The organism is Pedobacter yonginensis (assembly GCF_003173595.1).
GTDB lineage: Bacteria > Bacteroidota > Bacteroidia > Sphingobacteriales > Sphingobacteriaceae > Pedobacter > Pedobacter yonginense.
This window is the reverse complement of the sequence record NZ_QGNZ01000002.1, coordinates 923,161-935,374: the sequence shown is the minus strand read 5'-3', so window position 1 is coordinate 935,374 and position 12,214 is coordinate 923,161. Positions and strand designations below refer to the sequence as shown.

Below are 12,214 nucleotides of genomic sequence, written 5' to 3'. Positions count from 1 at the left end.
ACCTTTGAACCGAAGATATGAATACGATAAAAGTAAGCGTAAAAGATCGTTTAGCAACCATTACATTAAATAGAGGAAAATCAAACGCCTTAAATCGCGAGCTGCTAACCGAATTGGATGAAATGCTTAAAAATATTGCTGCTGATGAAAATGTTGGTGGTGTAATCCTAACAGGAACAGCCCCATTTTTTTCTGCCGGATTAGATTTAGTGGAGCTATACGACTACAACGAGGAAGAAGCAAAATCTTTTTGGTATTTATTCTTGAGTTTTACAGCCAATCTGGTCGCATTTAAAAAACCAATGGTTGCCGCCATAAGCGGACACAGCCCAGCAGGCGGTTGCGTAATGGCCTTGGCCTGCGATTACCGTGTAATGGCCGAAGGGCCTTACATTATCGGCTTAAATGAAGTTCCCGTGGGGATTATTGTTCCGAATAGCATTTTCCAACTGTATTCCTTCTGGATTGGCAAAGCCGAAGCAACCCGCAGTTTACTCACCGGTAAACTTTATAGCCCAGAGGAAGCCTTAAAAGTGGGCTTAGTAGATGATGTGGTTAAGAATGAAAGCTTACTAACCGCAGCAGAAAGAAAAATCAAAAAGTTCATGGAGCTCGAAACCAACACCTGGTCGCAAAGCAAACTTAATATTCGCGAAGAACTTATTGCAGCCGTAAACACAGATCAATCTGCAACATTAGAAAAAATGCTTGCTCAATGGTGGTCGCCAGCAACACGGCATATTTTAAAGACCATAATAGCCAGCCTGCAAAGAAAATCATAAATAACGGATACAAATAACAACTACTCAAATTTAACCATAACCAAATATTATGTTCGCATTTAACCAACCCATGTTAAGAGATGATGCCCTAAAAGGAAAAACCATTGTAATTACTGGAGGCGGTACAGGTTTAGGCAAAGCCATGGGTGTTTATTTCCTAAAGTTGGGTGCAAATTTGGTCATCACAAGTCGCAAGGCCGATGTGCTCCAAAAAACAGCCGACGAAATGGAAGAAAAAACCGGAGGCAAGGTTTTAGCAGTAGCTTGCGATGTTAGGGAAATTGAACAAGTGGAAAACGTATTGGCTAAATCAATAGAAAGATTTGGGCAAGTAGATGTTTTACTCAACAATGCAGCCGGCAACTTTATCTCTCCAACCGAACGGCTATCTGCCAATGCATTTTCATCTATCATCGATATTGTATTAAAAGGAACGGTGAACTGCACCTTGGCTTTTGGTAAACATTGGATCAAAGAAAAACAACAGGCTACCGTATTGAATATCATCACCACCTACGCTTTTACAGGCTCTGCTTACGTTGTGCCTTCAGCCTGTGCCAAAGGCGGGGTATTGGCTCTAACCAGATCACTAGCAGTAGAATGGGGTAAATATGGAATTAGAACCAATGCGATAGCCCCTGGCCCTTTTCCAACCAAAGGTGCATGGGAACGATTATTACCAGGCGATTTAGCGAAGAAATTCGATTTTAAAAATCGGGTGCCATTGAAACGAGTAGGCGAACATCAAGAATTGGCCAATTTAGCAGCATTCCTAGTAAGCGATTTTTCAGGTTACATTAATGGAGAAGTCATTACAATTGATGGTGGGGAATGGCTTCAAGGCGCAGGACAGATGAATGGATTAGAAGCCATTCCAAACGAGATGTGGGATATGCTAGAGCAAATGACTAGAAGTGCCAAAGGGAGCTAAATCAGAATTCAATCAAAGCTTAAAGTCTTACCGCTTCATGCGCACTACTTTATACTAAAATATTATCTTTGCCCATATGAATATCTTACTTTTAGGTTCAGGCGGCAGAGAAAGCGCATTCGCTTGGAAAATGAGCCAATCATCCCACTGCGACAAACTCATTATTGCACCAGGAAATGGTGGTACAGGCGTTTATGGTACAAACATCAACATTAATGTAAACGATTTTGATTCGATTAAGAAAGTAGTTTTAACCGAAAAAATTGACCTCGTTGTTGTAGGCCCAGAAGAACCATTAGTAAATGGCATTCACGACTTTTTTCTTGCAGACCCAACAATTGCACACATTCCCGTTATCGGACCAAAAAAAGAAGGTGCCATTTTGGAAGGGAGTAAAGATTTTTCTAAACAATTTATGGAGCGCCACGGCATTCCAACCGCTGCATCCAAATCCTTCACCCCAGAAACTTTAGAAGATGGCTTGGTTTACCTTCAAAATCATGCACTGCCTGTCGTTTTAAAAGCAGATGGTTTAGCAGCAGGAAAAGGAGTTCTAATTTGCACTGAAACCATTGAAGCACAAGAGGAACTTAAGCTCATGCTTGGTGGAAAATTCGGCGCCGCAGGAGCAACAGTAGTAATCGAAGAGTTTTTAAGCGGTATCGAACTTTCGGTTTTCATTTTAACAGATGGAGAAAATTACATCACCCTTCCTTCTGCGAAAGATTATAAACGAATCGGCCAAAACGATACGGGTTTAAACACTGGCGGTATGGGTTCTGTTTCTCCTGTACCATTTGCTACGGACGAGTTCTTGCAGAAAGTTGAAGAAAGAATCATCAAACCCACCGTTGAAGGCTTAAAGAAAGATCATATCGACTACACTGGCTTTATCTTCTTCGGCCTAATCAAAGTGGGCGAAGAGCCCTACGTAATTGAATATAATGCTCGTATGGGCGATCCAGAAACCGAAAGTGTAATTCCAAGAATAGAAAACGATTTGGTAGAATTATTTATGGCTACTGCCGAAAAGAAATTGAATACCGTAAACCTAAAAATTTCAGACCAAACGGCTGCCACCGTAATGATTGTTGCGGGTGGTTACCCTGGCGAGTATTTAAAAGGCAAAGCCATTTCTGGAATTGAAAATTTGCGCCATTCAAACGCATTTCACGCAGGAACACTTGTAGAAAATGATGTTATTAAAACCAATGGCGGTCGGGTTATAGCTATAACCAGCTTACAAAAAGATCTATTTACGGCTTTACAATGTGCTACAGCAGATGCAGGTCGTATTTATTTCGATGGCAAATATTTTAGAGAAGATATTGGTTTCGATTTGGTTTAACAGCTCGGACATAAATAAGATAAAGTGAAAAAAATACTCAAAAAGATTTCCGAAATAGCCATCCGTCAAGGTGAATTTACTTTTACCGACGAACAGATCGAATCTAAATGGTTGGGAAATGCACCCGCTACCAGCGAAGATATTAAACAACTAGAAGAGCGATTGCAAATTGCGCTACCCAAAGATTATAAAGATTTTTTGTTAATCACGAACGGATTTTCCACACCCAACGAAAACATCGAACCATCGTTTGAAGCCACAGGAAATGTAGGTTTTTTGAAAGACATCGATCCCCAATTAATAGAAATTTGGATCAATAACGACGAATTGTTGGAAGTTGCGATAAAATTATCCAGAAGCATTGTGGTAGGCGGAATCAATCAAGAACAATATTTCCTATTGGTACCACCATTATTAGAGCACGAAAAATGGGAATACTGGAAATTTGCGTCATGGATTCCAGGCGAAGATCCATATGAAGGGATGGAAAACTATTTCATCAACGCACTCGATTTTTTAAAATCAGCATAATCCTATAAAAAAAGGCCCAATCTAAAATCTAGATTGGGCCTTTTTTATGGTTAGGAATTTCTCTACTTTGATTTGTTACCCAATAATTCTTGTAGTTTATCTTGCAAAGCTTGCTCTCTTAAGCCTTTTGCAACAATCTTACCTGTTGGATCAATCAAGAAATTTGCAGGAATAGAACGGATGCCATACATTTTGGCTACTTCATTATCCCAGTACTTTAAATCCGATACATGTGTCCAAGTCAATTTATCATCAGCAATCGCTTTTACCCACGAATCTTTTTTACCAGGCTGATCTAATGAAACCCCTAAAACAGTAAAGCCCTTATCTTTAAATTTATTATAAGCCACTACTACGTTAGGATTTTCTTGGCGACATGGGCCACACCACGATGCCCAGAAATCTACCAACACATATTTACCTTTAAAATCAGATAGTTTAACAGGTTTACCGTCTGGATCATTTTGTGTAAAGTCCATGGCCATTGCCCCAACAGCGGTTTTTTTGCCCGCATCAAAAAGCTGCGCAAGCTTAACACCCATACTACTTGCCTTTAATTCGGGAGATAATGCTACGAAAGCTTTTTCAGCTTCAAGCGCTTGATCAGGATCGCCAGCCAATTGGCCAATGGCAGATAAGCTGATGTACGATTTTGGATTGCTTTTAGCAAACTCTAACAAAAGAGCCGGCATAGCAGCAACATCTTTTTCATAGCGAGCACCTAATGCTTCCATTAATGCCTTATCCTTTTTTTGCTCTGGCGTATAAGCGGCAAATTCAGCGTTTATCGCCGCTATTTTATCGGTAACAGGCTTGGTTAAGGCTTTTAGTTTTTTATTGTCATCATTAACCAATGATCCAGAAATGGTTGCATTTTTTAATGAATCAGCCGCTACAACTTTTAAATTTCCAGGCTCAATATATAATGGCAATGCATCAAATTTCTCACCTGGTGCTGGGCGTTTTACATAAGGGTTTATGTTTAAAAACAAGTTACCCTGAGCAGGAGCAGCAACCGTGCCTTTAAATGCAAATGCGCCGTTTGCAACAGTTGCAGAATCGGTAATATTTTTACCTTCATCGTTATAAATCAAGTAAACTTTGTCGCCAGTTTTTAAGCTTTTAACATTACCATTTAAAGCGAATGGCTTCTGAGCTAGCGCCGCAAACGGCAAAAGTGCCATTGCAGATAATAATATTTTTTTCATTAGAGTTTAATTTTAATGGTAAATTTTGCTAATTGATTATTTCAAAGATAAATAATCGTCTGCCTAATAACGTAATTAGCACGGTAAAATTATGATAGTTTTTGATAAGTCCTCCACCATAAATCTGGCATTTCTCCGCTAACAGCAACTTGATAATCATCATACCGACAAGGAACGAGGTGATATCTTTCGTTTTTAGATTGACCAGATGGATAAGGAACCTGCATCCACCATCGGTCTGATTTCTTGCTTTTCACAAAAACCATCTCGCCAGAGCCATCTTTTAGGCTGGTGCGATAAATCATAAACTGAGATTTTGGCGTTAATGGGAAATCTTTTTTACGAGCATAAAATCCCTCCATAAAATACCAAACCATCTGGGCCAAAAGGAAAGCCGTTTGTCCGTTGTTATCGTAAGCTGGATTAAACTCGTAAAAGCCAATTGATGTAAGTTTATCGTTCATCCCCGCGTACCGGGCAATCCGGCAAGCCTCCTCACCATCAAAGCCATTGGGTGTAGTGTTGGCATTTGCAGCGGCATCGGCCGAACGTATCGCACCAATATCAAAGCTAATCATGTTGGCATTTCTGATAATTGGCTCCGTTAAAGTAATATCCTGCGCAAACTCACCCAATCGATGTACATCAAAATAAAGCTTATCCATAACGGTTAAACTCTCTTGGTTAACAAAGTAGGTTTGGTAGCCGATGTTGCTAAAATTGAAAAGGTAATTGGGCTGATGCAGAAAAATTTTATTCAAATAACAGTCCGATCGGGTTGCAATTCCATCATGGCTATCATCATCAATATCAAACTGATTATCAACAATAACCAAATCTACCTTCTGTTCCAAATCTTCATAACCCAAATACTGTGCATAGGTTAAATCTTGGCCGCCACCAATAATAATTGGTATGATGTTTTTCTTAATAAGTTCCGACACTGTCATTTTTACGGCGATGTAGGTATCCGCAAGGGTAACACCATGCTTTATGTTCCCCAAATCAACAATCCTGCTGGTAAAGCCACCCTCATTTAGCTTATAAAATTTCTCTCTGAAATAGTCTGGCCCGAGCGCGCAGCCTTCATTATTAATTGCACTCCTTCCATCAAGTACGCCAATAATTGCCAAATCATATTTATTTTCTTCTAAATCAGGAAATGATTCTGTGTGTATTTCGGCCTTTAAACCAAGCTGGCTAGTAAAAAAACCTTGCTTTGGAATAAAACTATCGGGGTTTACTGGGGAAAAGAAATCCGTTAATGACATATTTTTAAAACTATCGGCTCAAATATCTATTTTTGGATGCACATATTATATAAAAATAAGATTTCTGTTGATTTCTTTTTGACAGGACTTTGTAATTAACTCGTTTTAAGCTTTAAATTTTTGCACCTATCTTTTTTGTTGCAAGAAAATAAATGAATAGCCCAATAAAAAAATGATACTGGTAACCGGAGGAACGGGATTTTTAGGATCTGAATTATTAAAACAGCTTACCGATAATGGACTAGTTGTACGGGCGTTAAGGCGAGAAAAATCTACAATCCCCGATTTAATAAAAAATATTGATGCAATAGAATGGTTTACCGCCGATATAAACGACCTTTCTAACTTAGAAGATGCTTTTGAAGGCATTTCGCAAGTATATCACTGTGCCGCATTTGTTTCCTTTAACCCCAAGCACAAAAAGAAAATGTTTCATGTAAACATTGATGGCACTTCAAATATCGTGAATCTTTGCACGGATAGGAATTGCAGGCTCGTGCACGTAAGCTCGGTTGCAGCACTTGGTGATGCCAAAAAAGGAAAAAAAATTACCGAACGAGATTTCTGGGAGTATGATTCTAAAGCCCATGCTTATGGCCTATCAAAGTATGAAGGCGAAATGGAAGTTTGGCGAGGCATAACAGAAGGCTTAAACGCTGTTATTGTAAATCCATCCGTTATTATCGGTAAAAATGCCGGTTTTGAAGGAAGTGGAGCAATTTTTAAATTGGTAAAAGGTGGTTTTCCATTTTATACCAACGGTGCAACGGGTTTGGTAGATGTTGAAGATGTAGCAAAAGCAATGATTTTGTTAATGGATGGAGAAGCCACAGGAGAACGCTTTATCATTTCTTCTAGCGATTATCAGTACAAAGATTTATTTACAGAAATTGCAAACGGCTTTTCCGTTAAACCTCCATCAAAAGAAGCCAAGCCCTGGATGCTCGGAATTGCATGGCGAGCACTTAAATTCTTCTCCTTATTTACAAGTGCAGAACCATCCATAACCAAAGATGCGGCACAAAGTAGTACCGTACACAGCTATTACGACAACTCAAAAATTATAGCCCAAACAGGAATTGCATTTAAACCTGTGGCCCAAAGTATAAAAGAGATTACCCAATATTTAAAATAATGCCCAAACAAAAAGCTTACTACATTATCGATTTCGATAGCACTTTCACACAGGTGGAAGCGCTAGATGAACTGGCACGTATTTCACTAAAAAACCATCCAGATAAAGAATTAATTTTTCAAAAGATAGAAGATTATACCAATTTGGCGATGGAAGGCAAGCTATCTTTTTCAGAAAGCTTAGCACAACGTGTAAAACTTTTAGAGGCCGACGAAGAACACCTAAAACAACTTATCAAACACTTAAAGAAAAAGGTATCAACCTCTTTCTCCCGCAACGCAGCATTTTTTAAAAAGCATGCCGATGAAGTTTTAATCGTATCAGGAGGATTTAAAGAATTTATTACACCAGTTGTAAGTCAATACCACATTAAAAAAGAAAACATTTACGCCAATACCTTTGTAACCACAGGCGACGGGAAAATTATAGATTACGATCATGCCAACCCGCTAAGCGAAGAAGGCGGAAAAGTAAAATTACTACAACATTTAAAGCTAGAAGGCCAGCTATTTGGCATTGGAGACGGCTATTCTGATTTTCAGCTTCGCGAAAGCGGAATGATCAATAAGTTTTTCGCCTTTACAGAAAATATCGCAAGAGAAAGTATCGTTTCAAAAGCAGATCACGTTACGCCCAGTTTTGATGAATTTTTGTATGTAAATGATCTGCCCCGAGCCATTTCCTATCCAAAAAACAGGATTTTATGCTTAGTAATTGGTAATGCGGATCCATTAACCGTTAGTATTTTAAAAAATGATGGTCTTTCCATCAGACAAAAAACCACATTCGAAGAAAAATATGTTAAAGATGTTGGCATACTCATTCTAGCCGACGGCGAAAAGATTGATAAAGCACAATTAAAAAGTGCCGTTAAGCTTAAAACCATCGGCTATTTAGGCAATGCAAAAAATAAAATCGATTTCGATTTATGCACCAAACAAGGCATCGTGGTTTTTGATGATCCAAAAAACAACCCGAGGAACATCGATTTTATCCCCAAACGCGTTGCCGATTTTATGAATACCGGCGCAACCTATCTGAGCAATAATTTCCCAAATTTGCAGCTCCCAAAAATTGATAAGTCGCACAGATTAATTCACATTCATAAAAACGTACCCGGTATCATGGCTAAAATTAATACCGTTTTTGCCAAACACGACATTAACATTGTAAGCCAGTTTTTAATGACGAACCCAGAAATTGGTTATGCCATTACAGACATCAATACAGAATACGACAAGCAGTTGTTCAAATCACTCAAAAAAATAGAAAATACAATTAAATTTAGAGTGCTGTATTAGTCAAAAATTTAATACTAAAACACACTTTAATTTAAATCAATGGGAGAAATCTTTGTACCAAAGCGCAAAGGTTTCTTCTTTATTGCCTCCCTTGTTCGAAGTTTTAAACTTCCCTGTTACCTTAAAAACTGATGCCTTTTTAGCAATAAATGCTTTGGGCTGCCAATGGCTTGAGATCGGTAGATTCCCATGTGTCCAGAAAACAAATAGGCCGTAACGCAGGCAATGGCAATGTAAAGCCCAGAGTGTACGCCAAAAAGTTCTACACCCATAAAAATACAAGCTAGAGGCGTATTAGCAGCACCAGCAAAAACGGCAACAAAGCCCATCCCTGCCAGCAAGCCGAAAGGCAAGGGGATAAAAAAACTTAAAAAACTCCCTAAAGTAGCCCCAATAAAAAATAAAGGCGTAACCTCTCCACCCTTAAAACCAGCACCCAAAGTAAGTGCAGTAAGAAAAAGTTTAATTAAAAAAGTATAATAAGGCTCTTGCTGGGTAAAAGATTCAGAAATAACGGGAATCCCCAAGCCAATATATCGCGTAGTACCTAATAGATAGATTATTAAAATCAAAACACAGCCACCAACAAAAGGCCTTAGCGGAGGATAGCTTATGTTACTAAACATTTTCGAAATAAAATGGTTTAAGGCAGAAAAACACCGGGCTATCAGCCCAAAAATAATGCCCGCACCCATCGATAAAATTAAGTTAATCGAATCCATTTCAGGCACCCAAGCAATAGAATAGTGCGTATGGCCAACGCCCCACATTTTGCAAACATAATCGGCAGTTACAGCCGTAAGAAATGAAGGTAGAATTGCATTGTAAAAAACGGCTCCAACCACAAACACCTCCAAACCAAATATCGCGCCCGCCAATGGAGTACCAAAAACAGAAGCAAAACCAGCACTTATGCCACAAATGAGGATAATTTTTCGATCGCGGGGCTTAAAATTAAACAGCTTCGTAAATTGATCGGCAAAAGCCCCACCAATTTGTACTGCCGTGCCCTCTCTACCCGCAGAGCCGCCAAATAAATGAGTTATAATAGTCCCAGCAAAAATTAAAGGCGCCATAATTAAAGGGATTACCTTTTTCGGATTTTGCAATTCCTCAATCAGTAAATTATTTCCCTTAACCACGCCTTCGCCAAAATGGTAATAAGATAGGCCAATAATTAAACCCGCAATGGGCAAAAAGCCAATAATCCATACATGTGCCTCACGCCAATTGGTAGCTAAATTTAACGTTTCTAAAAACAGAGCAGAAGCCGAACCAACAACAGCACCGAGCGCTACAGAAAAGAAAAGCCATTTAAGCGTACTAAACAATACTAAGCCAAAGTCGAATTTAATAAAGCGGTAGGTAGAAGACAGCAAGCCTTCCGTTAATTTTTTAACAGGCATTTAATCAATTTTTAAGTAAAATCGTAGGAGTCATCAGCCTGTTTTGGCGGTTTTGGCGGCACCCCATCGCCATTGTTCAAAAGTATAAAAATTACCATTTGTTCCAAAATCTTTATCACCTTTGTACAGCTAACCTCGTATAATGGATTTTACACCCGAAATCAAAGATAAAATAAGTCAATTACAAGAGAAATATACCGCAATGGGGCAAGATATGGCCTCCTACCTTGATGGATTGCTGTATGCAGATTTTTTAACCTATTGGGATTACATTCACTTAGATACACTGTTAAGTTTACAAAGCCCAAAAACACCCTTTCCTGATGAAGAAATTTTCATCATGTACCATCAAATTACAGAACTCTATTTCAAGCTTAGTTTACACGAATGTAAACAGATTGCCGAACATCCAAACCTAACAGTAGAATTTTTCACGGCTCGCGTTAAAAGAATTAATGCCTATTTCAATGCCCTTACCACCTCTTTCGAAGTTATGGTAGATGGGATGGAAAAAGATCAGTTTTTGAAATTCCGAATGTCGTTACTCCCAGCAAGTGGCTTTCAGTCAGGGCAATATAGAATGATTGAAATTTGTGCAACTGATTTTATTCGTTTGATAGACAAAAGCAAAAGAGCAGAATTAAGCACAGCAACCATCGAAGCGCAATTTGAGCACATTTACTGGAAATTCGGCGCTACAGAATTAGCCTCAGGAAAACAAACCCTAACCCTAAAACAATTTATTAAAAAATATGCAGATCAATTTCTGCAACTGGCAAAAGAAAGGGTTTCAACCAACTTTGCCAGCCTTTACCAACAATTTCAAGCCAGCGGAAGTGACGTTTCTATATTAGCAGAAGAACTCCGAAAAGTGGATTTGTACGTTAACGTAGAATGGCCCTTATCTCACTATAAATCGGCCGTTCGTTATTTGGAGAAAGACCCTATTGATGTTGCCGCAACAGGCGGAACAAACTGGCAAAAGTACCTACCCCCACGTTTCCAAAAGAGAATTTTTTATCCGTTTTTATGGACCGAAGAACAAATGAATGAATGGGGTAAAGGATGGGTTCTTAGTGTACTTAAAACACTCAAAAACAAAGATTAATATTACAAAAAGCTATTAAAAAAGCTCGATTTTGCTTATTTTGCGAAAAATAATTACAGATGGATTTAGAGGTTAATCATTAGCGCACTACAACAAGCTATTAACCCCAAATCAAAATTTTAATATAATGACCGAGACATTAGATATAAAAATCACCAAAGCAGAACAAACCCGTTTAGCTGTTACTGATTTTTCAGAGTTACCTTTCGGTAAAGTATTTACCGACCACATGTTTACCGCCGATTTTGAAAATGGCGAATGGAAAAATTTGCAAGTCCTTCCTTACGGACCAATTCCGATGAGTCCTGCCATTTCTGCACTACATTATGGCCAGGCAATTTTCGAAGGTTTAAAAGCATATCGCCAGCCAGACGGTAAAATTAGTGTCTTCAGAGCCAATAAAAATTTCGAGCGTTTTAACAAATCAGCCGATAGAATGTCTATGCCAGCCGTTCCAGAAGAAATCTTTATGCAAGGTTTGTCTGCATTAATCCAAATCGACGAAAAATGGGTTCCTTCACAAGAAAACTACTCATTATACATTCGTCCGGTGATGTTTGCTATGGATCCTTATTTAGGCGTTAAAGCATCAGATAGTTATAAGTTTGTATTACTAACAACCCCAACAGGCCCATATTACAGCAAACCATTAAAAGTAAAAATCGAAACAGAATTTACCAGAGCTGATGAAGGTGGAGTTGGTTTTGCCAAAACCGCAGGAAATTACGCTCGCTCTTTATATCCATTTGAGCAGGCTAAAAAAGAAGGCTTCGATCAATTAATCTGGACGGATTCGGTAACCCATGAATTTATTGAGGAAGCAGGAACGGCAAACCTAATTTTTGTCATCAATGGCAAATTAGTTACGCCTTCCATACGCAGTACCGTTTTAGATGGTGTTACACGCGATACCATTATCAAATTGGCCGAAGAAGCCGGTATCGAAGTTGAAGAACGCAGAGTATCCGTTAAAGAAGTAATTGAAGGTATTGAAAACGGAAGTTTAACAGAAGCATTTGCTGCAGGTACAGCCGCTACAGTAACTCAAATCGGCGAAATAGGTTATAAAGGCAATATCTATACCCTAACCGATTCTGCAAGCAGGACAGTATCAAATGGAATTGCACAAAAACTAAACGATATTCGCTACGGCTTAGCTCCTGATCAGTTTGGCTGGAACTGGGTATTATAAA

General features: G+C 38.8%; 11 protein-coding genes and 1 riboswitch. Of the genes, 8 read left to right on the top strand and 3 right to left on the bottom strand.

Annotation, left to right across the window (positions count from 1 at the left end; all coding sequences use genetic code 11):
• Nucleotides 1-17 precede the first annotated feature (17 nt).
• The 4 genes from DHW03_RS10875 (at nucleotide 18) to DHW03_RS10860 (ending at nucleotide 3,592) form a co-directional block, all read left to right on the top strand.
• On the top strand, nucleotides 18-782 hold the full coding sequence (locus tag DHW03_RS10875) for an enoyl-CoA hydratase/isomerase family protein (RefSeq protein ID WP_109925813.1): 765 nt from the start codon (nucleotides 18-20) through the stop codon (nucleotides 780-782).
• A 49-nt stretch (nucleotides 783-831) separates the two neighbouring features.
• Nucleotides 832-1,713 carry an SDR family oxidoreductase gene (locus tag DHW03_RS10870; RefSeq protein WP_109925812.1) on the top strand — a complete coding sequence of 294 codons (882 nt, stop codon included), beginning with the start codon at nucleotides 832-834 and terminating at the stop codon, nucleotides 1,711-1,713.
• A 76-nt stretch (nucleotides 1,714-1,789) separates the two neighbouring features.
• The gene (purD, locus tag DHW03_RS10865; RefSeq protein ID WP_109925811.1) at nucleotides 1,790-3,061 is read left to right on the top strand and encodes a phosphoribosylamine--glycine ligase; all 1,272 of its coding nucleotides are present in this window, start codon (nucleotides 1,790-1,792) and stop codon (nucleotides 3,059-3,061) included.
• Nucleotides 3,062-3,085: 24 nt separating this feature from the next.
• A complete protein-coding gene (locus tag DHW03_RS10860; RefSeq protein ID WP_109925810.1) occupies nucleotides 3,086-3,592 on the top strand; it encodes an SMI1/KNR4 family protein in 507 nt (168 codons plus the stop codon).
• Nucleotides 3,593-3,654: 62 nt separating this feature from the next.
• Here DHW03_RS10860 and DHW03_RS10855 read toward each other — a convergent pair whose 3' ends face one another.
• Complete coding sequence (locus DHW03_RS10855) at nucleotides 3,655-4,800, bottom strand: TlpA disulfide reductase family protein (protein WP_109925809.1); 1,146 nt, start codon at nucleotides 4,798-4,800, stop codon at nucleotides 3,655-3,657.
• 89 nt (nucleotides 4,801-4,889) lie between these two features.
• The gene (locus DHW03_RS10850) at nucleotides 4,890-6,071 is read right to left on the bottom strand and encodes a formimidoylglutamase (protein ID WP_109925808.1); all 1,182 of its coding nucleotides are present in this window, start codon (nucleotides 6,069-6,071) and stop codon (nucleotides 4,890-4,892) included.
• A gap of 172 nt (nucleotides 6,072-6,243) precedes the next feature.
• On the opposite strand from DHW03_RS10850, the gene DHW03_RS10845 reads away from it, so the two are divergent.
• Together DHW03_RS10845 and DHW03_RS10840 are read left to right on the top strand one after the other, a co-directional pair.
• A complete protein-coding gene (locus DHW03_RS10845; RefSeq protein ID WP_109925807.1) occupies nucleotides 6,244-7,206 on the top strand; it encodes an NAD-dependent epimerase/dehydratase family protein in 963 nt (320 codons plus the stop codon).
• Nucleotides 7,206-8,507 carry an HAD-IB family phosphatase gene (locus DHW03_RS10840; protein WP_109925806.1) on the top strand — a complete coding sequence of 434 codons (1,302 nt, stop codon included), beginning with the start codon at nucleotides 7,206-7,208 and terminating at the stop codon, nucleotides 8,505-8,507. The genes DHW03_RS10845 and DHW03_RS10840 overlap by 1 nt, the downstream gene beginning before the upstream one ends.
• 116 nt (nucleotides 8,508-8,623) lie before the next feature.
• Here the strand turns inward: DHW03_RS10840 and DHW03_RS10835 are convergent, their stop codons facing one another.
• Nucleotides 8,624-9,913 carry a voltage-gated chloride channel family protein gene (locus tag DHW03_RS10835; RefSeq protein WP_109925805.1) on the bottom strand — a complete coding sequence of 430 codons (1,290 nt, stop codon included), beginning with the start codon at nucleotides 9,911-9,913 and terminating at the stop codon, nucleotides 8,624-8,626.
• Nucleotides 9,914-9,930: 17 nt separating this feature from the next.
• Nucleotides 9,931-9,993, bottom strand: a riboswitch (Fluoride riboswitch).
• 62 nt (nucleotides 9,994-10,055) lie between these two features.
• Between DHW03_RS10835 and DHW03_RS10830 the strand changes: the two genes are divergently transcribed.
• A complete protein-coding gene (locus DHW03_RS10830) occupies nucleotides 10,056-11,021 on the top strand; it encodes a tryptophan 2,3-dioxygenase family protein (RefSeq protein ID WP_109925804.1) in 966 nt (321 codons plus the stop codon).
• A gap of 127 nt (nucleotides 11,022-11,148) precedes the next feature.
• Nucleotides 11,149-12,213 carry a branched-chain amino acid aminotransferase gene (locus DHW03_RS10825; RefSeq protein WP_109925803.1) on the top strand — a complete coding sequence of 355 codons (1,065 nt, stop codon included), beginning with the start codon at nucleotides 11,149-11,151 and terminating at the stop codon, nucleotides 12,211-12,213.
• Nucleotide 12,214: the final 1 nt, after the last annotated feature.

Bases quoted from the DNA above. Each gene is read 5' to 3' on its own strand.
- DHW03_RS10875 (WP_109925813.1), top strand. From the start codon at position 18: ATGAATACGATAAAAGTAAGCGTAAAAGATCGTTTAGCAACCATTACA.
- DHW03_RS10870 (WP_109925812.1), top strand. From the start codon at position 832: ATGTTCGCATTTAACCAACCCATGTTAAGAGATGATGCCCTAAAAGGA.
- purD (WP_109925811.1), top strand. From the start codon at position 1,790: ATGAATATCTTACTTTTAGGTTCAGGCGGCAGAGAAAGCGCATTCGCT.
- DHW03_RS10855 (WP_109925809.1), bottom strand. From the start codon at position 4,800: ATGAAAAAAATATTATTATCTGCAATGGCACTTTTGCCGTTTGCGGCG.
- DHW03_RS10850 (WP_109925808.1), bottom strand. From the start codon at position 6,071: ATGTCATTAACGGATTTCTTTTCCCCAGTAAACCCCGATAGTTTTATT.
- DHW03_RS10845 (WP_109925807.1), top strand. From the start codon at position 6,244: ATGATACTGGTAACCGGAGGAACGGGATTTTTAGGATCTGAATTATTA.
- DHW03_RS10840 (WP_109925806.1), top strand. From the start codon at position 7,206: ATGCCCAAACAAAAAGCTTACTACATTATCGATTTCGATAGCACTTTC.
- DHW03_RS10835 (WP_109925805.1), bottom strand. From the start codon at position 9,913: ATGCCTGTTAAAAAATTAACGGAAGGCTTGCTGTCTTCTACCTACCGC.
- DHW03_RS10830 (WP_109925804.1), top strand. From the start codon at position 10,056: ATGGATTTTACACCCGAAATCAAAGATAAAATAAGTCAATTACAAGAG.
- DHW03_RS10825 (WP_109925803.1), top strand. From the start codon at position 11,149: ATGACCGAGACATTAGATATAAAAATCACCAAAGCAGAACAAACCCGT.